The 21,347-nt window shown below is 35.7% G+C and carries 21 protein-coding genes and 1 pseudogene; 18 read left to right on the plus strand and 4 right to left on the minus strand.

Annotated features, from left to right (window positions below; translation table 11 throughout):
* Nucleotides 1-509 (plus strand): aldo/keto reductase (locus tag ACTTG8_RS03015; RefSeq protein ID WP_442560646.1); only part of this gene is annotated, 509 nt, incomplete at its 5' end.
* A 9-nt stretch (nucleotides 510-518) separates the two neighbouring features.
* Here the strand turns inward: ACTTG8_RS03015 and ACTTG8_RS03020 are convergent.
* On the minus strand, nucleotides 519-1,268 hold the full coding sequence (locus ACTTG8_RS03020) for a spermidine synthase (RefSeq protein ID WP_442560647.1): 750 nt from the start codon (nucleotides 1,266-1,268) through the stop codon (nucleotides 519-521).
* A complete protein-coding gene (locus ACTTG8_RS03025; RefSeq protein WP_442560648.1) occupies nucleotides 1,243-1,968 on the minus strand; it encodes a DUF975 family protein in 726 nt (241 codons plus the stop codon). The genes ACTTG8_RS03020 and ACTTG8_RS03025 overlap by 26 nt, the downstream gene beginning before the upstream one ends.
* Nucleotides 1,969-2,311: 343 nt before the next feature.
* Between ACTTG8_RS03025 and ACTTG8_RS03030 the strand changes: the two genes are divergently transcribed.
* Entirely contained in the window at nucleotides 2,312-5,041 is a 2,730-nt protein-coding gene (locus ACTTG8_RS03030; protein ID WP_442560649.1) for a hypothetical protein, read from the plus strand.
* 188 nt (nucleotides 5,042-5,229) lie between these two features.
* Nucleotides 5,230-5,874: an endonuclease III gene (gene nth, locus ACTTG8_RS03035; RefSeq protein ID WP_442560650.1), complete on the plus strand. Its 645-nt coding sequence runs from the start codon at nucleotides 5,230-5,232 to the stop codon at nucleotides 5,872-5,874.
* Nucleotides 5,875-5,965: 91 nt separating this feature from the next.
* Here nth and ACTTG8_RS03040 read toward each other — a convergent pair whose 3' ends face one another.
* Nucleotides 5,966-6,610: a hypothetical protein gene (locus ACTTG8_RS03040; protein ID WP_442560651.1), complete on the minus strand. Its 645-nt coding sequence runs from the start codon at nucleotides 6,608-6,610 to the stop codon at nucleotides 5,966-5,968.
* A gap of 252 nt (nucleotides 6,611-6,862) precedes the next feature.
* On the opposite strand from ACTTG8_RS03040, the gene ACTTG8_RS03045 reads away from it, so the two are divergent.
* From ACTTG8_RS03045 to ACTTG8_RS03105, 13 genes and pseudogenes are all read left to right on the plus strand, one after another.
* Nucleotides 6,863-8,371 carry a VanW family protein gene (locus ACTTG8_RS03045; RefSeq protein WP_442560652.1) on the plus strand — a complete coding sequence of 503 codons (1,509 nt, stop codon included), beginning with the start codon at nucleotides 6,863-6,865 and terminating at the stop codon, nucleotides 8,369-8,371.
* The gene (locus tag ACTTG8_RS03050; RefSeq protein WP_442560653.1) at nucleotides 8,368-9,357 is read left to right on the plus strand and encodes an AIR synthase-related protein; all 990 of its coding nucleotides are present in this window, start codon (nucleotides 8,368-8,370) and stop codon (nucleotides 9,355-9,357) included. Before ACTTG8_RS03045 ends, ACTTG8_RS03050 begins: the two co-directional genes overlap by 4 nt.
* Before the next feature lie 78 nt (nucleotides 9,358-9,435).
* On the plus strand, nucleotides 9,436-9,936 hold the full coding sequence (locus ACTTG8_RS03055; protein ID WP_442560654.1) for an Lrp/AsnC family transcriptional regulator: 501 nt from the start codon (nucleotides 9,436-9,438) through the stop codon (nucleotides 9,934-9,936).
* A complete protein-coding gene (locus tag ACTTG8_RS03060) occupies nucleotides 9,933-11,099 on the plus strand; it encodes a pyridoxal phosphate-dependent aminotransferase (RefSeq protein ID WP_442560655.1) in 1,167 nt (388 codons plus the stop codon). Before ACTTG8_RS03055 ends, ACTTG8_RS03060 begins: the two co-directional genes overlap by 4 nt.
* A 16-nt stretch (nucleotides 11,100-11,115) precedes the next feature.
* Complete coding sequence (locus ACTTG8_RS03065; protein WP_442560656.1) at nucleotides 11,116-11,589, plus strand: chemotaxis protein CheX; 474 nt, start codon at nucleotides 11,116-11,118, stop codon at nucleotides 11,587-11,589.
* The gene (locus ACTTG8_RS03070; RefSeq protein ID WP_442560711.1) at nucleotides 11,589-12,086 is read left to right on the plus strand and encodes a tRNA (cytidine(34)-2'-O)-methyltransferase; all 498 of its coding nucleotides are present in this window, start codon (nucleotides 11,589-11,591) and stop codon (nucleotides 12,084-12,086) included. The genes ACTTG8_RS03065 and ACTTG8_RS03070 overlap by 1 nt, the downstream gene beginning before the upstream one ends.
* A gap of 64 nt (nucleotides 12,087-12,150) precedes the next feature.
* Nucleotides 12,151-12,393, plus strand: a complete 243-nt coding sequence (locus ACTTG8_RS03075; protein WP_442560657.1) for a DUF6465 family protein — start codon at nucleotides 12,151-12,153, stop codon at nucleotides 12,391-12,393.
* Nucleotides 12,394-12,544: 151 nt separating this feature from the next.
* Nucleotides 12,545-14,929, plus strand: coding sequence for an endonuclease MutS2 (locus tag ACTTG8_RS03080; protein ID WP_442560658.1), 2,385 nt, complete (start codon nucleotides 12,545-12,547; stop codon nucleotides 14,927-14,929).
* A 106-nt stretch (nucleotides 14,930-15,035) separates the two neighbouring features.
* Nucleotides 15,036-15,881, plus strand: a complete 846-nt coding sequence (locus ACTTG8_RS03085) for a formate/nitrite transporter family protein (protein WP_442560659.1) — start codon at nucleotides 15,036-15,038, stop codon at nucleotides 15,879-15,881.
* An 81-nt stretch (nucleotides 15,882-15,962) separates the two neighbouring features.
* Nucleotides 15,963-16,277, plus strand: coding sequence for a type II toxin-antitoxin system Phd/YefM family antitoxin (locus ACTTG8_RS03090; protein ID WP_442560660.1), 315 nt, complete (start codon nucleotides 15,963-15,965; stop codon nucleotides 16,275-16,277).
* Nucleotides 16,278-16,320: 43 nt separating this feature from the next.
* Entirely contained in the window at nucleotides 16,321-17,097 is a 777-nt protein-coding gene (locus tag ACTTG8_RS03095) for an ABC transporter ATP-binding protein (protein WP_442560661.1), read from the plus strand.
* Nucleotides 17,087-18,268 (plus strand): ABC transporter permease, encoded by a 1,182-nt coding sequence (locus tag ACTTG8_RS03100; protein WP_442560662.1) that lies wholly within the window; start codon nucleotides 17,087-17,089, stop codon nucleotides 18,266-18,268. The genes ACTTG8_RS03095 and ACTTG8_RS03100 overlap by 11 nt, the downstream gene beginning before the upstream one ends.
* Nucleotides 18,269-18,360: 92 nt before the next feature.
* A pseudogene (locus ACTTG8_RS03105) lies at nucleotides 18,361-18,534 on the plus strand (InlB B-repeat-containing protein); the annotation flags it as partial.
* Between the two features lie 47 nt (nucleotides 18,535-18,581).
* On the opposite strand, the gene ACTTG8_RS03110 reads toward ACTTG8_RS03105, so the two are convergent.
* The gene (locus tag ACTTG8_RS03110) at nucleotides 18,582-19,355 is read right to left on the minus strand and encodes a GTP pyrophosphokinase (protein WP_442560663.1); all 774 of its coding nucleotides are present in this window, start codon (nucleotides 19,353-19,355) and stop codon (nucleotides 18,582-18,584) included.
* A gap of 185 nt (nucleotides 19,356-19,540) precedes the next feature.
* On the opposite strand from ACTTG8_RS03110, the gene ACTTG8_RS03115 reads away from it, so the two are divergent.
* Nucleotides 19,541-20,617, plus strand: coding sequence for a GGDEF domain-containing protein (locus ACTTG8_RS03115; RefSeq protein ID WP_442560664.1), 1,077 nt, complete (start codon nucleotides 19,541-19,543; stop codon nucleotides 20,615-20,617).
* A gap of 17 nt (nucleotides 20,618-20,634) precedes the next feature.
* Nucleotides 20,635-21,339 carry an ABC transporter ATP-binding protein gene (locus ACTTG8_RS03120; RefSeq protein WP_442560665.1) on the plus strand — a complete coding sequence of 235 codons (705 nt, stop codon included), beginning with the start codon at nucleotides 20,635-20,637 and terminating at the stop codon, nucleotides 21,337-21,339.
* Nucleotides 21,340-21,347: the final 8 nt, after the last annotated feature.

A 21,347-nucleotide genomic window follows, 5' to 3' on the forward strand; every position in this document is an offset into this window, starting at 1 on the left:
CTGCAAATGCTAAACGCTATAAAAACCCAAAGGAAGTAAATGTTGATACTTGGAAGGCTCTATGTGAACTTTATGAGGGAGGGTCGGTAAAAGCAATAGGAGTGAGCAATTTTTTACCACATCACATAGAGGAATTAAAAGAAACAACGAAGATTCTGCCTATGGTCAATCAGATAGAACTGCATATAGGTTATATGCAGGAGGAAGTTGTGGAGTATAATAAGTCTAATGGAATAATAACAGAGGCTTACAGTCCTTTGGGGACAGGGGCATTGCTTGAAAATGAAGATTTGATAAGAATAGCCGATAAATATAAGATTACAGTGTCAAAACTTTGTCTTTCATTTTTAAGGCAGAAAGGCATAGTTGTACTTCCCAAAACAGTTTCTCCTGATAGAATGAGGGATAACCTAGGTTATATAAATATTGAAGAAGATGATGTTAAAATACTTTTTACAATGCCTTATATAGGTGGTCATGCACATAACCCTGATGAAGTTGAGTTTTAGTGAGAGCTATTATTGCAGAGGAGTATCAGATGCAAAAATAAGACAGTTCTGCCTTTCGGTTGCAGGAGTATCATTACGGCATTTGAAGAATTTAGTATATTTAAAATGCTGTTTTATATAAGCGAGTACAGAAAAGAGAGGATAGGCTGCATTACCGGAGATGGCTGTAATCACATTAACAACATAGATGCCGTTAGGATTAAGGCATTTTTTTATTAATGAAACAGCCTCAAAAGTCATAAGTCCTTCTGCAGGGGAGTCTGAAATATAGGCATCATTGAAGATGGCATCGTAGGTATTTGAGGTAGTGGAGATATATTCTCGTCCATCCATGATATAGATAGTGAGTCTTTTATTTTCGTACAGATTATAGTTGTCAAAAAGTTCATCTAAATAAAAGTATTTAAAAGCAAGCTCTACCATGGATCTATCTATTTCTACTACATCAAGAGTTTTTTCGGGAAAATGGCTGATAAAGTATTTTGGATAAGAAAAGCCGGCACCTCCTATGAGAAGGCATTTTTTAAGGCTGTTATTGATATGAAAGACATCATTGAAACCTATTGAATATCTGAACACAAGGTCATTACGATATTCTTTTTTATTATAAGTTGCAGATTCTCTAGCTCCATTTACAAGAAGAAGGCGGATAGATTCGCCTTCTTCTGTTTTATCTACAATTTCTAAATCATTATTTCCGTAACAGTTTGCAGAATATATTACTTTTCCATTATCAAATAAATGTTTGAAATTCATCATAATAACCACCGCCATAATTAGGAGAACCGGTTTTAATAGCTAAATAAAGTTCGGCATTAGTAGTATCTATGTATGGGAACACATAAAAAATACCTGCAATATTAAAGGTAAATATTGAAAGCAACCACCATGGTATGAAACTTAAATCCAGTATGAAAGTATTTAGTTTGTGTCCGTTCATCATTTCTCTGGATAGGGTTATGGCCTCGTCCGGCTGCATATTAGGATTATCTGCAAGTATATAAGGCACTAAGCGATATGAATACGACTTGATTATACCGGGGATGAACAAAAGCAATGACCAAAGGAAGAGGTAAATATCCTTTAAAAACATAGTTTTCATTATATTGGTATAGTTTGTCTTAAATGCATAAAGAAGAGGATTAAGTCCGGGTTTAGCATAATGGTTTTCTATAAAAAATCTTTGTACTCCAACTTTAATTGGATTTAAGACTAGTACAGAAATAATGATGCCTATAACTCCGGCAATTATAGAGAGCCCTACAACCATGTTGGCAAAGGAGAGGAGCTCTTTTGACAGATGGCCTGAGGTAAGCGAGGAACTGACTTCCTTACCGGCAGATGAAGAGCTGAAGGCTCCGGAGATAAAGGCAAAAATCAGTGATACAATTAGAACATTTACATAGTTCTTTTTAATAGCAGCCTTTGCATTGGTCTTAAGCATTGATCTTGTCCACATAGAATCCTCCTTAGAAAATTATAAGTACAATGATATAACAAATTGGTCAAATCTTCAAGAATTATTAGGATTATTTCTGAGATAATAAGGATTTTGAAGTATTTTTTTGTTTTGCGACAGAAATAATTATTGAGAAAAATTATCAATAAAGTAAATATGTAATAAAATGTATTAAAAGTACTGAAATTATACATAATTCACACGATTTTAATTGTTAATTATGAGAATAAAAATCATTAACGATATTGACTTTAACATAGTAAATTGATAGGATAAACAAGGTTATAATGAGAAAGAGAATCATTATATGTAATTAGATTAAATATGGCTATTAGGAGGAAAGATGAAAAAGTTCAAGAAAAATATAGCAACAGCTATGATAGCAGCAATGTCATTAAGTATATTACCTGCTCAGTGTTTTGGGGAAGTAACTCAGGCAGCAACTACAAAGAAGATAGTGGCAAAGAGGACTGAGGTTACGGTAAGCACTAATAAGGGGCTTAAGTCTGTATTGAAGAAGAAAAATGTATATAAGATAGTTTTAAATACAGTTTCAGCAAAGAATTTTAGAGTACCAAAAGGCAATTATAAGGATAAGATTCTTGTTATAAATTCATCAGATAAGTCAAAAGTATACATTCCAAAGGGAACAAAATTTAAGAAGATAATTTATTTAGGTGCAGTTAAAAATGCAAAACTCATAATAGATGAAACAGGAAATAAAATTGAGATAGTTTCAAAAACTACTCTCAGTATAAGTGGAAAAGCAGCTTATGCTGATCTCATATACAGACCGGGTTCAGAAACTGCGAAGGTTACATCTAAGATAGATTTGGTAGTTACTAATTCTACAAAGAAGACAGTAAAGCTAACTGTTATGGGAAAGAAGATAAGCGTAAAACCGGGTGAAACATATGCAAATTCTGATTTAGAAATTGAAGATGATGAGACAGCACAGGGTGCGGCTGTATTTAATAAGAATGATGGAGATACTTCTGAGAATGGTGAAAATGTAAAAAATAATGATACAGGAAATGTATCGTCAAATACAGAAAATACATCATCTAATAGTGGAAGTACATCCGGAGGTACAGGTTATGTAGGTGGTGGCTATTATGGTCTGCCTTATTCACCAAGTGGTTTATCTGAAGAAGAAAAGGCAGCAAAGAAAGCAGAGGAAGAGAGAAGAGCAGAAGAAGAGAGAAAGGCAGAAGAGGAAAGAAAAGCAGAGGAAGAGAGAAAGGCAGAAGAAGAAAGAGTGGCAAAGGCTGCAGCAGTTGAAGAGGCAGATAAAGCAACAGTTACTGCAGAAGATTATGCAGATGAGGCGGAAGATTACGCAGATGAGGCTGTTGAGACGGATAACATAACAGATATTGCAAAAATAAATGCAGAAAACGCTGAAAAAGCAGCAGAAAATGCAAGAAGAGCAGCTAATGAGGCGGCAGAGTTGGTTGAGGCAGCTAAAAATGCACTTGATTCATCTAAGGCAAAAGAGTTTTCAGAGCTTGCTAAGGCTAAGGCGGAAGTGGCAAAAGAGGAAATGAATAAGGCTAAGGCGGCTAGAGATGAGGCTAAAAAGGAAGAAAAAATTAAAAAAGAGGCTATAGCTAGGGCAAAAAAGGCAGCAGAATCAGCATCTTTACTTCTCTCGGCAGCAAAAGAGTACAAAGATAGTGCAAGAGAGATTGCAGATAAATATCCTACAGCTAAAGATTTAGCAGATAAAGCTGAAGAAGAATTTAATAAGGTTAATGAATTAGTAGAAAAAGCTAATGAGGCATTAAGTACAGCAACTAATGCAAGGAGTGTAGAGGCTGCTATTTTAGCTGCAGACCTTGCAAAAAGGAGTGAAGAGGCAGCTAGTGAGGCAACAAAATTAGTAGAGACATATATGGAAGATGCTTATTATATTGAGGCAGAAGAAATAGATGAAGAAGATGAGAAATATGTTAGAGAAAAAGAAGGAAAAAAAGTAGAAGAGGCAGTAGAAAAAGTAAAGAATGCATTAGAAACTGCAAAAGAATATGTAAACAAAGCAGAAGAGGCAGCTAAGGCAGCAGAAGAAGGCAAGGATGTGGCAGCAACAGAGGCAGCTGCAGCTAAAGAGGCTTATGAAACTGCAAAAGAGGCACTTAAGGAGATAGAATCTGCTTTTGAAGAAGTGAAAAAGGCATATGATACGGCACAAACTACTGAAAATGTATATGATTTATTCAAAGTTGTAAAAGATGTTGTGGCAGCAGCAAATAAGGCTGAAACAAAGGTTAAAGAAGTAAAAACTGCAATGGATACTGCATTAGCGAAGAAGGCTGAGGTAGATAAGCTAAGAAGAGCAGCAGCAAAAAAAGCAATTGGAGATGAGTTAGCTAAGCAGGAAAACGAAGTAAAAACTGTTATTAAAGATTTAGATAAGGCTGTAGCTAATGTGAAAAAGATAGCTGAAGTAATAACACAAGCAGAAGAATATGTAAAAGAAGTCGATACTGCAAAAAATAAGGTTGATGAGAAACAAAGAGAATTAGAAAATCTGCGTGATGAAATTATTAATAAGCTGTCAGACGAAAATCAGTTTGATGAAGAGGCATTGAAGACAGCAGCTAACGATTTTGCTAAGAAGGCAAATGAAGTTAAGGAGGCAGCAGAGGAGGTATTAGCTATAAGAGATAAGGCAAGGGCATTAGTTCCTGATGAATCAGGAAAGAAAATTCTTAACTTGCCAAACGATAATAAATATAGACCGACTGATAGTGGAAAGTATTTTGGCTTTGGATACTCTTTTTATGAAAATGGATATAGTGAATTAAATGATTGGATTTCAAGTATATCAGAAGTTTATGTTGATAATATACAGTATAAGAAAGCTAGTTTCAGTAAATTAAGTAAAGATCAGCTAGTATATTCTTTAATGTTTAATAAATTTAATGTAGCAAAGCCTATTGGTAAAAAGGATAAAATGAGATTAACTATTAAGTCAAATACATACAAAACCTATACCTTTATTTTTAATTGTACTCAAACTAGTACAGATATTTTAAGTGCAGAAGAAACATATAAGGGTTTGCTTGATTAACTTAATAAGTATGGTGAGTTACGGAGTCCCTGCCACGAGGGTGGCAGAGGCTCTGTTTTTATTATTATAGGTTTTATTCTGTTTAACGCATTAACTTTCTTACACAATGCTTTTTTAATTTAACCTAGACTATCCTCTAATGATATGCTATATTAGATTGTGCAAAATTAAATCTTATGGGAGCATATATGAAAAAATTATCAAAAAAAGAAAAAGAGAGGATAGATGAGATTATTCGCCGTCTTATAGAAAAATACGGAGGAGAGAGCCGTACCTATCTTGAGCATGAAAATGCATGGCAACTCTTGTTTGCAACCATTTTAAGCGCACAGTGTACAGATGCGAGAGTAAATATAGTAACTAGAGAGTTATTTAAAAAATATAAAACACTGGAAGATTTTGCCGGTGCAGACTTAAGGGAGATGGAGCAGGACATACACTCTACTGGCTTTTATCATAATAAGGCAAAAAATATAATAGCCTGTGCAAGAATGCTGCTTAGTGAGTATGGTGGAGAAGTACCTAAAGAACTTGAAAAGTTGATAGTACTTCCGGGAGTGGGTAGAAAGACGGCTAATGTGGTAAGAGGCAATATTTTCGATATACCGAGCATAGTAGTAGATACTCATGTTAAGCGAATATCTAAAAGACTTGGAATCACAACTACTGAAGACCCTGTAAAGGCAGAATTTGAGCTGATGGAAGTTTTACCTGAGAGTGCATGGATAATTTGGAATTTAGATGTAATAGCCCTTGGCAGGGAAATATGCACCTCACGCTCTCCAAAATGTGAGCGATGCTTTTTAGCAGATATATGTCCATCAAGCAAGTGATTTCCACAAATTTACTGTTCTGTATTGTAAAAAGCACATTAAATTCAGCAAAATCTACTATTGTATGTAGGTAAAGGTTGTTATAAAATTGTTAAACAGATGTGATTTGATTTATGATATTTTCCCTGCGAAGGTTATCAAAACAGCTGCAGGATTCAACCAAGTCGCTGATGCCTAATTCGTTGCCGTTATGACGGTATATTTTTGCAAGGTTTATAAAAATATCCTCTATATCACATTTACAGCTTACAGCATAAGAGAGAACCTGTTCAGCAGCGATAAGTTCGCCTACTTCAAAAAGCAGACTGCCCCATTTGGCAAGTAGCCTTGAGAGCTTGGAGAAGTTCTCATCATACTGTATTAGTATTTGAAGGTTGGCTGCACCGTATTGCATCTTGATATCAGTATTGCTAAGACCATTGAGATTTAAAATTTTTTTACTGCTTAAGGCTATAACACTCTTTTCACATGAGAGAATCTCGTTTTTTACAGAGCTGTCAATTATCTGCAAGGGATTGAAGGAAGAAATGCCTTGGTAAGTGCCGATAAAGGGAAGTTGGTCGATGTCTATAGTGATATAATCAAGGTTTGTAATATCGGCTTTTCTTGTAAAATTTGACTGTCTTTCTCTTTCAAAGAAGTCTGCATTTGCTTTGGATTCAATTTGTGTATTTTTGCTGGTTTCATATTTTATCCAAATGGCAAAGAGGATGACGAATATAAGAAAAATTGGCATGGTTACCTCCGTTTGTAAATATCTAATTTTTAATAAAAATTTTATATTTCATAATTTTGACACTTTATCATTATATCATATTATAATATAGTGGTCAAAATACTTTAATCAAATAATATCGGGAGAAGATTATGAATTTCAATAATAAGAAAAACCAAAAATTAGTTTCACGAATTATTATTATAATTGTTGTGGCATCAATGCTTATTCCTATGATTGCAAGTATGTTAGGAAATTGATAAGAGGTGGGAAATGAAGAGGAAGAAGTTATTAATAGCAGTCTATGTAACAGTTGCAGTTTTGATGATGGTTACTGTTGGACTGGGAATTACGGTTTCAGCACTTAGTGAAAAGCCTGATGGAGTAATCTGTGAGGGCATAAGTGTAAATGGTATTGATATGGGAGGCAAGACTAAGGAAGAGGCAAAAAATCTCCTGTCTGACTATATAAATAGGATTAAAGAAAAGGAATTTAGGGTGTCTGTAACTGAAAATGGAGAAATACAGGGTTCAGAGTCCTTATCTTTTGCCAATTTGGGATTGAAGGCTAAAAGTGAGAAGATTGTTGAAGAAATTTCGCTTATAGGTGAGACAGGAAACATAATCGAACGATACAAAGCTATTAAGACTGCTAAGACTAATAGACCGGAGTATAATCTTGAATTTAAATATGATAAAAAGAAATTGGATAAGTTTGTAAGCGATATTGCTCAAAAGTATGATATTGTAGCAGAAAATGCAAGCCTTACAAGGGAAAATGGAAAGTTTATAGTAAGTGGAGGGAAGACAGGAAGAAACCTTGATAAGAAGGCATCGTTAGCCCTTGCGAAAGAACGCTTTGAGGAATATATTAATTCACTTCCTGCATCGGTAGGAGATGAGATAGGAGTAGATTTCACACTTGTAAGCAAAAAGCCGAAGTATGACAAGGATGCTCTTTTAAAAGTAACTGATTTATTAGGAACTTATACAACAAGCTATGTGGCTAAAGGTGGCAGGGGACAGAATGTTGAAAATGGGTGCAGGCATATTAACGGCTCGGTAGTTATGCCGGGAGAAAGTCTTTCAGCAAACAAAAAGATGGAGCCTTATACTTACCAGAATGGATATGGGTTAGGTGGAGCCTATGTAAATGGTAAGGTAGTGGCAGACATAGGAGGTGGTATCTGTCAGGTATCATCAACACTTTATAATGCAATACTTTATTCTGAGCTTGATGTAGTAGAGCGCCAGAATCACTCTATGAGTGTAGGCTATGTTCCACTTGCAAGAGATGCTGCTATAGCAGGAACTTGGAAAGATTTTGTATTTAAGAATAATACAGAGTATCCTATTTATATAGAGGGGATTACAGGAAGTGGAAGAATTACATTCAATGTATATGGGCATGAGACAAGAGATGTGGCTCATAGGAAGGTGGATTTTAGTACTGTAGTGCTTTCAAGAGAAAATGGAAGTAGGGCACAGCTTTATAAGATGGTTTATGTAGATGGGGCTTTAAAAGAAAAGAGTGTAGTAAATACAAGTAACTATAAGCCACATGAAGGTGAAACTGCTGAGGCAAAGAAGAGAGCTGAGGAAGAGAAGAAAAAGAAGGAAGAGGAAGAAAAAAAGAAAAAAGAAGAAAAGAAAAATGCTAAAAACAAGAAGAAAAACAAGAAGAAAATAGAAAAGAAAAACAAAAAGGAGACTGGGACTCCTATACTAAGTGATGATGAAGATGAAGAAATAGATGATTCAGAAGAGGGAATAGAAGGATGATAGAAATTCCTGATTATATTTATTTAAGAAGTGTAATAAAGCAGTTATATTTAAAGGAGGAGAGTAGGCGTTTATTTCAAAAAAATGCCTACTCTGTCTCTATAACCGGAAAAGATGAGCCTGCCTATAGTGTAGAAGTAAGTGATTTTAAAAGCTATAAGGGAAAAGCAGTACTTAAAGAAACTGATTTTAACAGTATTTTAAGGAAATTACTCTGTGCAGGAGGAGGCCTTGATGAAATAAGGGCAGAGATAGTGTTTTCGGGTGGGTTTAATGAAACCTTGCTCAGAGAGTTTTCTGCATCCTTAAAGAAAACGGCAGATGCACTTGGTGCTGAAGTGAAGAGGGTTTCGGTGCATTTAAAAGAGGGCAGTGAGGAGGAAATGACAGTTCTCTTATCCGGAAAAGGGCTACTCAAAAAAATGTCTGATGCACCATGGCAGTGCCAAAAGATATTTGCAGGACAGGAGATAATCTTGACCGGAAGTCTTGGAAGGGCAGGAATGATAGAAATAGCAGACAAAAAAGGAGAACAGTTGAAGTCGTTTTTTCCTAAACATTATATGGAGAGAATAAAGAGTATGTCCGGTGACAGGCTACCATTTATAGAAATGGATGCTGTGCCATTTTATAGGGCAACTGCAATGCTTTCGCTTGAAGAGGGAGGTTTGCTTGCAGGGCTTTGGAATCTTGGAGAAAGAGATGGTGCAGGGCTTAGGGTGTATTCGGACAGGCTTTTCTTTGAGCAAGAAACGATAGAACTCTGTAATTATTTTGACATCAATCCTTTGGAACTAAATTCAAGAGGGGCATATCTTATTGCTACTGACAGAGGTGAAGAACTTACTTATGTATTAAGAAAGGCAGGGCTAAATGCTGTCTGCATAGGAAATGTTATAAAAGAAAAGAAGAGAGTTATAGTCTTTGAAGATGAGGAGAGATTTATAGAATCTCCAAAGTATAATTGTGCAAATAATTTGAATTAATTTGGATTAATTTGCACTTGTTGAAAAGAGGAACTTATAGTATTATAGTAGTATAATAGGCATTAAGAGGAAATGTATATGGAAAACAAAAAAATAAGACAAGATATACTAAAGGCTATTGAAAAGAATAGTAAATTGTCAGCAAGTGATTTGGGGGCTATGTTAGGTGTTTCTCCAGAGCAGGTAAGTGCTGAAATTAAGGCACTTGAGGCTGAAAGAATAATTTGTGGCTATCCTACATTTGTAGATTGGGATAAAATAGATGACACTGAAACAGTGACTGCTCTTATAGAGGTAAAGGTTGCACCTAAGAGGGATGAGGGCTTTGACTTTATGGCAAAGCGTATTTATAGATTTGAAGAGGTATCTTATGTTTATCTTATGTCGGCAGACTATGACCTTATGGTTATAGTTGAGGGAAAGAGCATGAGAGAGGTAGCTAAGTTTGTGCATAGCAAGCTATCTCCTCTTGAGTCGGTTATCAGTACAGAAACCCACTTTGTGTTAAAGAAGTACAAAGAGCATGGCATGAGCTATGTTGAAGAAGAAAAAGATGAAAGGGAGTTAATTACACCTTGAGGGAAATATTAAATAATGCGATACAGGAAATAAAGCCTTCCGGAATAAGAAAATTTTTTGATATAGTAAGTGAGATGAAAGATGCTATTTCCCTAGGAGTAGGTGAGCCTGATTTCCAAACGCCATGGCATATAAGGGAAGAGGGTATATATTCATTAGAAAGAGGTAAGACACATTATACCTCTAATACAGGACTTAAAGAACTGAAAGAAAGTATCGCAGAGTATGTAAAAAGAAAATATAATCTTGATTATGAGGCTAAAGACGAGATTATTGTGACTGTAGGAGGGAGTGAGGCGATAGACATAGCTCTAAGGACTATGCTTGATTCGGGAGATGAAGTACTTATACCGGAACCTTGTTATGTGTCGTATCTTCCTTGTACGCATCTTGCAGGAGGTAAGCCGGTTTCTATACCTCTTAAAGCTGAAAATGAGTTTAAGCTTACAAGGGAAGAACTCGAGGCTTATTATACGGATAAAACAAAGGTGTTGATAATGCCGTTTCCAAACAATCCGACCGGAGCTATTATGACTGAAGAAGAACTTCGTCCGATAGTGGATTTTGTTATAGAAAAAGATATATTTGTAATTTCTGATGAGATATATGCGGAGCTGACTTACAAAGGAAAACACGTGTCCATAGCTGCCTTTCCGGGAATGAAAGAGAGGACAGTTTATATAAACGGTTTTTCAAAGGCTTTTGCGATGACAGGTTGGCGTATGGGATATGCAGCAGGGTCTAAGAGAGTTATAAGCCAGATGTTAAAGATTCATCAGTTTGCGATTATGTGTGCACCTACCACAAGTCAGTATGCTGCCATTGAAGCCCTTAAAAATGGAGATGCTGATGTAGAAAATATGCGTGAGGCATATAACCAACGCAGAAGATTTCTTATGACGGAACTTAAGCGAATTGGTATTGACTGCTTTGAACCTTTTGGAGCATTTTATATCTTTCCTTGCATAAAAGGTTTTAACATGACAAGTGAGGAATTTGCTACAAAACTGTTAGAAGAAGAGAAGCTGGCGGTAGTTCCGGGAACAGCTTTTGGAGAATGTGGCGAGGGCTTTATCAGAATTTCGTATGCATACTCTATTGACAATTTAAGAGTTGCAATGTCAAGAATAGAAAGTTTTGCAAAGAGACATTTGAAAAAATAATATTGGAGGTAGTAATATGGCAGGACTCAGTGTTGAATACATCAATCCCTTTCTTGCGGCCGCTACGACTATACTTAAGCAGACTTGTATGATTGACACTGCTATTGGCAGGCCGGGGCTTAAGGATATGAAGTTTTCACATGATTCACTTATAATAATAATAGGCATTACAGGTGATGTAAGAGGACAGGTAATAATAGAATTTACCAACAATGTAGCCTGCGATATAGCAGGTAAGATGATGATGCAGGGGCCTCTGCCTGAGCTTGGAGAAATTGGACATAGTGCAATATGTGAGCTTGGAAATATGGTTCTTGGAAATGCGGCAACATTATTTTCAAGTCAGGGTATAGGGATAGATATTACCCCGCCTACGGTAGGAAGCGGAGATATGACTTTCAGCACTGCGTTTACTAAGAATTTATGCATACCACTCTCTTATGAAGAAAGTAAATGTATAAATTTTAACATAGCCATTACCAGTGATTGATTATGAATATAGTTTTACATGAGCCTGAGATACCTGCAAATACAGGCAATATAGGGCGTACTTGTGTGGCTACAGGAACTACACTTCATCTGATTAAGCCTCTTGGGTTTGATATATCGGATAAGCGGGTACGTAGGGCAGGAATGGACTACTGGAAAGACTTAGATTTATATGTATATGAAAATTTTAGTGAGTTTATAGCAAGAAATCCTAATGCAAGGATTTATATGGCTACTACCAAGGCTAAAAAAGCATATACAGAAGTGGAATATAATGAAGATGATTTCATAATGTTTGGTAAAGAGAGTGCAGGAATTCCGGAAGAGATTTTAATAAAATATGAAGATACTTCGGTAAGGATACCTATGATTGGAGAAATAAGGTCTTTAAATCTCTCTAATTCAGTTGCGATTATGCTATATGAGGCACTAAGGCAGCAGGATTTTGAGGGAATGAAACTGAAAGGAGATTTGCACAGGCTTAAGTGGAGTCATTAAGTTGGTTGTAAGACGATTGTCTTTCAATATAGTAACTATAGTTAATGTAATGATAGGAGGAAGTATGACTGCGAACAAAGATGTAAAGAATTTGGAAACTATGGGGATTGACCTTGAGACTTATTTTGAATTTAACGGCATACAGGTAAATTCGGATGAGATGATCAAGAGAACAAAGGAAGCCTACCTTGCAGGAGGTGGAAAGCTTGAAGATGTTAAGTCTGTAAAGGTTTACATCAATGCTAATGAACGCAGAGCTTATTATGTAATCAATGGGCAGGTAGAAAATAAGTTTATTGAGTTCTAGAGAGATTGTTTAACCTTAGGGAACTGCCTATTGGCAGTTCCCTTTTTTATGTTTAATGAGACTTTAGGTAGAGATTAGATATTTAAATGTGGCATATATTTGTTTGGGGAAATAATAATGTTAAAATAATTTAGTATAAAAAGGGAAATATATGAATAAAAAAGTATTACATACATTAGAGTTTGATAAGATTTTAACAAGGTTATCTGAACTTGCATCTTCTTATAAGGCAAAGGAGGCCATCCTTGGACTTACTCCTATGACTGATATAGAGGAGATAAATAAGGCACAGAAAGAAACAGCAGATGCACTTACAAGGGTGTATCAGTCGGGACATATTTCGTTTTCAGGACTTACCGAAATAGGAGATTCTTTGATAAGACTTGAAGTAGGCTCGACTCTTGGAATGGGGGAATTTATAAATATAAGCAAGACTCTTGATGTGGCTCTCAGGGTAAAAAATTTCGGGGCTAAAAGGGATAGTTCATTAGAGCCTGACAGCCTTTCTGAAAGACTGGACTTACTTGCTCCCCTTTCTCCATTTAATAATGAGTTAAAACGCTGTATTATTTCTGAAGAAGAGATGGCAGATGATGCAAGTCCAGGACTTAAGAGTGTAAGAAGAAAGATAGAGCTAACTAATGCTAAGATAAGGGAACAGTTAGATAGTCTTGTAAATAAAGCCTCAGAGCAGGGGCTTTTACAAAATAATAAGGTAACGATGAGGAATGGAAGGTACTGTTTGCCGGTGAAGAATGAGCATAGGAGCAAGATGGACGGACTAATCCATGATCAGTCTTCTACCGGTTCGACAGTATTTGTAGAGCCTGCAGTTGTAGTAAAGTATAATAATGAACTTAGTGAGCTTAGCATAGAAGAGGCAAAGGAGATAGAAAAGGTATTGTCTGCCCTTTCAAATGAGGCAGCAGGGCATTTGGAAGAGTTAAAATATAATATATTGGTACTTCCTGAACTTGACTTCATCTTTGCAAAAGCAGAGCTTGCTAAAGAAATGAGTGCAACTGAGCCTGTATTTAATCTTGACAGAAGAATAAATATAAAAAAGGGCAGACATCCTTTGATAGATAAGAAAAAGGTTGTACCAATAGATATTAATCTCGGTAAGGATTTTGAACTATTAGTAATTACAGGCCCAAATACAGGTGGTAAGACAGTTTCGCTAAAGACAGTAGGACTTATTACACTTATGGGACAGGCAGGACTTCATATACCGGCTTTCGATAAGTCTGAGCTTGGTATATTTGGTGAAATATATGCAGATATTGGAGATGAGCAGAGTATAGAGCAGAGTCTTTCTACATTTTCATCTCACATGGTAAATATTGTAAGTATTCTAAAAGAGGCCGACAGGGAGAGCCTTGTACTTTTTGATGAACTTGGAGCAGGTACAGACCCTACGGAAGGTGCTGCACTTGCAATGGCTATCCTTGCAAATCTTCAGGCAAGAGATGCAAGGGTTATGGCAACTACTCATTACAGTGAACTTAAGGTATATGCACTCACTACAAAGGGAGTTGTAAATGCAAGCCTTGAGTTTAATATAGAAACTCTTATGCCTACTTACAGAATTCTTATAGGAATACCGGGTAAGAGTAATGCCTTTGCTATTTCAAAAAAACTTGGACTATCGGATGAAATCATAGAAGATGCAACCAATAGAATAGATACAAATGATAAACGATTTGAAGATGTAATAGCAGAACTTAATAGAAGTAGGCAGTTTATAGAGGAAGAAGAGGAGAGGATAAAAAAGAGAAGAGCTGAGATAGAAAAAGAAAAGCAGTCTATTGAAACCGATGTAGAAAAACTTGCAGAAAAGAAAGAAAGCCTACTTGCAGATGCTAAGCGTGAGGCAAACAAGATACTCTCTGAGGCTAAGGAAATGGCTGATGCCTCCATTAAGAAGTATAACAAATGGGGGCTTGGCGGTGCTACGGCTAGGGAGATGGAGGAAGAGAGAACAAAACTTCGTGAAAAGATTAACGAAGTAACCAAGAGCAATGGCATAAGAGCAAAGGAAAGCCAGCGAAATAGGGTAGGCAATAAGCAGTTACATATAGGAGATATGGTGCTTGTACTTTCTATGGGAATAAAAGGAACTGTAAGTACATTGCCTGATGCAAAGGGCAATCTTACAGTCACAATGGGCATAATGAAGTCAAATGTAAATGTAAAAGATTTGGCTTTTGTAGAAGAGGATAATTCTGTAAAAATAATAAAAGATAAGTCTTCGTCCGGTAAGGGCAGTATAGGGATGAGCAAGAGTTTTAGTGTGAGTATAGAGAAGAATATTGTAGGACTTCGCTATGAAGATGCAAGGGCAGAACTCATAAAGTATATAGATGATGCCTACCTTGCACATCTTCCGCAGGTTAGGATAATTCATGGTAGAGGCACAGGGGCATTAAGGGGGCTTGTACATGACTACCTTAAGAAGTGTAGGTATGTAAAGAGTTTCAGAGATGGAGAGTATAATGAAGGTGGAACCGGAGCTACGGTGGTGATATTTAAATAGTAGGTAGATATCATACATTATTTACTTGACACTTTCCCGTATTATAGTAATATAGGTATAGTTAATTTTTTAACAAAATACTAAAACTAAAGAAGAGGATAGGAAAATGGGAGAAGTAAGTTTATTTAATACACCTGTACAGGTGGTAAAGAATTTAATTAAGGCAGGGGAAGATAAGGTGGCTATGCCATTTTATAAAATGTTAATACTCGGTATACTTGCAGGAATTTACATAGCCTGTGGAGCTGCGGCAAGTAGTGTGGCTATGCATAATATATCCAATGTAGGTATTGCAAGATTAGTAGCAGGCTGTGTGTTTCCAGTTGGCTTTATAACCATAGTTCTTATAGGTGGGGAGTTGTTCACAGGTGACTGCCTTATGGTTTTTGGAGCTATGCGTGGAAAATACAGGGTTTCTTCTATGATAAGGGTATTAGTTCTAGTTTTTGTATTTAACCTTATCGGTGGAATTTTAATGGCGATACTGGTTTATTTTAGTGGACAGTTTAATTTCACAGATGGACTTCTTGGGGCATTTACAATTAAAGTGGCTCTTAGCAAGGTAAGTCTTTCGTTTGAAACTGCTTTTGTATCAGGTATACTTTGTAATGTGTTCGTATGTATGGCTGTACTTATGGCTGGTTCAGCCAAGTCTACAGGATGTAAGGTATGGGCAAGTTTCTTTCCTATAATGGCTTTTGTAGTAAGCGGCTTTGAGCATTGTGTGGCAAATATGTATTATATACCGGCAGGAATCCTTGCAAGTGGAAATGAAAAATTTGTTGCTAAGGCAATTTCGGAGTATGGGATTACAGCAGAGCAGCTTTCAAAGCTTAATTGGGGCAGTTTTTTCACAGTGAATGAATTTCCTGTAACTCTTGGGAATATAGTTGGAGGCTCAATTATGATGGGAATTATGGTGTATTTGGCAAATAAGAAGGAGATAGGTTAAATGCACCTTAATAAGGGCTATAAGTATCTCTTATATATTGTACATAATTCTGACATAGTAATATACAAAAAGGAGAGAGATATGCCACAAATAAGACCAATTACAGATTTGAGAAATACTACAGAAATTTCAGAAATTTGTCATACAAAGAATGAACCACTTTTTATAACAAAGAATGGATATGGAGATTTAGTAGCTATGAGCATTGAAACATACGAAGAAATGTTGGAAACATCACAGATAGATAAGGCAATAAGTGAGGCTGAAAGAGAGTTTACTGAAGAGGGTGTTTTGATAGATGCAAGAGAAGTTTTCCGGTCATTAAGGAGAAAGGCAGTTTCTATGCCGAACTTTACAACAGACGGTTTAAGAATTAAAGAGCTTGAAATTGTGTAAGATTATATGGTAAAATTTAGTATTATCAGAAAAAAGGGGATGTATGGAAGAGATTATAAAGATAATAAACCTAAAAAAAACATTTAAACTATCAGCAAAACAAAAAAAGATTGAAAAGACTAAAGAAAATGTGAAGGTGGCAGTAAATGACATTTCCTTTGCTGTACAAAAAGGTGAGATATTTGGACTTTTAGGACCAAATGGTGCAGGTAAGACTACCACCCTTAGGATGCTTGCTACTCTTATTAAGCCGGACTCAGGAGATGCACTTTTAAATGGAGAAAGCATAGTTAAAAATCCTTTTGGAGTAAGGGAAAACATAGGATTTCTTACAAGTGAACTTAAGATAGAGGAATTTTTCACACCGAATTATTTGTTTGATTTTTTTTCAGACTTACATAAGGTTCCTGAAAATCTAAGGGAAGAGAGAAAGGCTAAACTTTTTAAAAGATTTGGCATAGATAAGTTTGCAGAGGTGAAGGTGGGAGACCTTTCAACCGGTATGAAACAGAAGATTTCACTGGTTATTTCAATAGCACATGACCCTGAAATAATAATTTTTGATGAGCCTACCAATGGACTCGATGTAATTACTGCAAAAACAGTAGTAGACTTCCTTGTAGAATTAAAGGATGAGGGAAAAACAATAATAATTTCATCACATATTTTCAGTTTAATAGAAAAAATCTGTGACAGGGCTGCAATAATAATCGGAGGACGGTTGGTAGCCTATGGCAGTGTAGAGGAAATAAAGGAAGGAAAGAGTTTAGAGGATAGATTTTTTGATATTTATTCGGAGGTGGCAGGAAGTGAAGAGTAATATTTATACAATCTTTAGAAAAGAGCTGGCAAGATTCTTCAAGGATAAGAGACTTGTTATAACAACCTTACTGCTACCGGGGCTTATGATATTTATAATGTATACCTTTATGGGAAATATGATTAGGCAGCAGTTTGGTGTGGCTGATAGTTATGTATCGGAAGTTTATATAAAAAATCTTCCAAGCTCTATAAATTCAAAGATAGATAAGGTAGGCATAAGCATAAAGACTGTTGATGGGGATTTGGAAATTGAAAAAAAATTGGTTTCAGAAAAAGAGATTGATTTGGTTATAGATTTTCCCAAAAACTTTGATAAGGAATTATCAGAGTACAAAACCGGTGAGGGAAGGGCACCACAGATAGCAATATTTTATAATTCTGCCAGACAGGAATCGGAATCTGCATATAGAATATTTAGGAGCATCTTAGATGAATATGAAACTGAACTTAGCAATAAATTTGATGTAAATACTGATGAGCAGATTAGCTATGACCTTGCAGCAAAAGAGGATATTACAGGAAAACTTTTCGGTAGTATGCTACCTATGCTGCTTATGATATTTATATGGTCAGGCTGTGTAGCAGTTGCGCCGGAATCCATAGCCGGAGAAAAAGAGAGGGGAACAATAGCAACACTCTTAGTAACACCAATGAGTAGACAGGCTCTCGCTCTTGGCAAAATATTTGCTCTTAGTATTATCGCCTTTCTTTCAGGAGTTTCAAGCTTTATAGGAACTTTTGCCTCCCTCCCTGCTATGTATGAAGGGATGAGTGAGGGAATAAATGCATCATTTTATAGTGCAAAGGATTTTGCATTTTTATTTATAATCATCATTTCAACAACCATACTCATGGTTGCATTTATATCAGTGCTTTCTGCATTTGCAAAAAGTGTAAAAGAAACAGCTACCATTATTTCTCCGTTTATGATAGTAATTATGGTAATGACATTTCTTCCTATGTTTGCAAAGGGAGAAGAGGTAACACCTATAACGATGTTTCTAATACCATTATACAACAGTGTACTTTGCATGAATGGAATATTTAAGTTTGCTTACTTGGGAGCTAATGTTGCTGTATCAGTAGCTGTAAATATTGTATTTACCGGAATTTTAGTTTTAGTACTTACAAAGATGTTTGATTCAGAAAAAATAATGTTTTCTAAGTAATATCTAATATATGAGAAGGAGATTAACTTTGTTGTCTATATGAAAGTTCACTTTCAATATAGGCAACATAAGCTAATCATTAAGTAAAGGTAATAGACGGAACAGGAAGTGGCAATTACGCTAAGGGACAGACAGTTAATATAACAGCAAATGAAAAGTCAGGCTATGCATTTACCGGCTGGACAGGTTCTGAAGGAGTTGTTTTTGCAAATGCTTTGGCAAAAGAAACAAGTTTTGTAATGCCTGCAAAGGTAGTTACAGTAAAAGCTAATTACAGAATGGATAGTAGTGGGAATTCTTCAGGGGGGAATTTTTATTTCCCTTTTCCAAGAAAGGTATTTTTAACATTTTGCATCCTAAAGTCAAGTTCGGCACTTTCGGTTGCACACTCGTTTAACTCACGAGAGAGCTCATCTAACATTTTAGGTGATATTCTTTTATTGTATCTTAGCTTATGTTCAAGGGAGGCCCAAAAGTCCATAGCTATGGTTCTAAACTGTACTTCTACCTTAACTAATTTTTTTTCATTTTCAAGAAAGATAGGTACTGCAACTATAAGGTGGAGGCTACGGTAGCCTGAGGGCTTAGGATTTTTAATATAGTCTTTCATTTTGATGAGGGTAATGTCATCTTGACGAAGGAAACAGTCTGCAAGTTTGTAAATATCATCAATAAAGGAGCAGATTACCCTTATACCTGCAATATCTTCAAGATGTTCTTCGATTGTATTTAAATCAAGTGGAAGGTCTTTTCTTATTATTTTACGGAGGATGCTTTCATTGCTCTTGATACGAGATTTTATGCTTTCTATGGGATTACCGTCATAAATAAGAGAAAATTCCTCGTTCAGTACTTTGAACTTAGTTTCTACTTCCATAATAGCGCAGCGGTAGTTTGCAAATAGACGTTCTATAGGGAGGGTATTTTTTTTGAAAAGTTCAATGATTTTTTCTTTGGTTTCAGCAGAAATGTCACTTAAATCAATGGTGCCGATACGATTTATAGCGTCTGCTATTTTTTCTTTTTCCCTATTACTAAAAATATTAATAATTTCATTATTTTCTTGTGAGTCGAAGTTATTATTCATACTAATCCCCCAAAATAAAGTAAATTCAGTTAACTATATAAGATATTATACATAAAAATAGTGAACAAATAATGAATAATAACCAACAAAATAATTAAAAAAATATTTTGAAATATGAAAGATGGTTGTTAAATTGAGGAAATTATTGTATTATACACATAAAAGAATTTTACGAGGATGATTTAATGATAAAGACTAGAGAGAAAATAAGGAATAGAGTTCAGAATGTTTTGTTATGTTTGCTCTTGCTTATTGTTCTGATAATGCTGTATGAGGTAGAAAAGTTCTCAAAAGCCGGAAGGCTTATAAGTTATACAGGTTTTGCCAGAGGTGGGGTTCAAAGATATGTGAAATTGGAGCTGTATGGAATCCATGATCAGGAGTTGGTTGATATGCAGAACAAAATCCTTGATGGACTTTGGAATGGAAGTGAAGAGCTTAATCTTCCTAAGATTACTGATAAGTCTTATAGGAAAAAGTTGAAAAAGCAGATTGAATATTGGGATAAGTTGTACGAAACAGTAGAAACAATGGAACATTCAGAGGGCAAAGAGAAAGAAAAATTAAGAGTAATAGCCCTTGCAAAAAGTGAGTATTATTTTAAAATAGCAAGCAATACAATAAACGCAGCTGAAAAATATGCTGAAAGTCTTGCAGATTATATGAGTATTTTTGAAATGGTGCTAGGGGCTATAGTTATATGTATTATAGCTTTAATGGTTACAGAATATGCAGATAAAAAAATCTTGGTAGAGCAGAATGTAAAACTAGGTAAAAAAGCTTATATAGACGCACATACAGGGTTACCGAATAAAAGTCGTTGTGAAGAGGTATTTAATAATAAGATTGTAACAGAAGAACTGTGTAGTGTGATGTTTGACCTAAATGGACTTAAGGCTACCAATGACAGACTTGGCCATATTGCCGGAGATGAGATTATAAAGGGATTTGCTGATATTTTAAAAAATTCTATGAGGGAACATGACTTTGTAGGAAGATATGGTGGAGATGAGTTTGTAGGAGTTATATATAATCCCGGAAGTGATGGTCTTAAAATGATATTTGAGAGAATAGAAGAAAATGTGAAAATATTTAATGAAGAGCATCCGAACCTCACTCTCAGTTATGCATATGGATACTCTTGTTCAAAGGGTAGGACAGACTGTACTATGAAGATGTTGCTCTCAGAGGCAGATGAAAATATGTATAAGAATAAGGCTGATATGAAAAAGAATAAGGGTGATTATGATATTATGATTTAGTAATGGGAGGAGAGGAGATGGCCGGATATATTTCGTTAAAAGATGTAGTAAAGACTTTTAAATCGGGAAGTAATGCAATAAATGCCTGTGATGGTGTAACTTTAGATATAGATAAGGGACAATTCGTAATCATAGTAGGTCCTTCAGGAGCAGGAAAGACAACAGTATTAAACATCCTTGGAGGAATGGATACACTTACTTCAGGCTCAGTAATGGTAGATGGTACTGAGATAAGCAAGCTTAAGCCAAAAGAACTTATTTCTTACAGGCGTGAAGATGTAGGTTTTGTATTCCAGTTTTATAATCTTATGGCTAACCTTACAGCACTTGAAAATGTAGAACTGGCACTGCAAATCTGCAAAGAGCCTATGGACGCTAAGTTGGTACTTGAAGAAGTAGGACTTTCACATAGAATGAACAATTTTCCTGCGGAACTTTCAGGGGGTGAGCAGCAGAGAGTGGCAATAGCAAGAGCATTAGCAAAAAATCCTAAGTTATTGCTCTGTGATGAACCGACAGGAGCACTTGATTATGTAACAGGAAAAGAAATACTTAAGCTCTTGCAAGACACCTGTAAAGAAAAGGGGATGACAGTTGTAGTAATTACTCACAATACGGCACTTACGCCTATGGCTGATAAGGTAATTCATATTAAAAATGGAAAGGCTTGCTCGGTAGAAATAAATGAAAATCCTATATCGGTTAGTGAGATAGAGTGGTAAGACAGCGA

Origin of the sequence: Catonella sp., assembly GCF_052173895.1 — a bacterium.
In the GTDB taxonomy this organism is placed as follows: domain Bacteria; phylum Bacillota; class Clostridia; order Lachnospirales; family Lachnospiraceae; genus Catonella.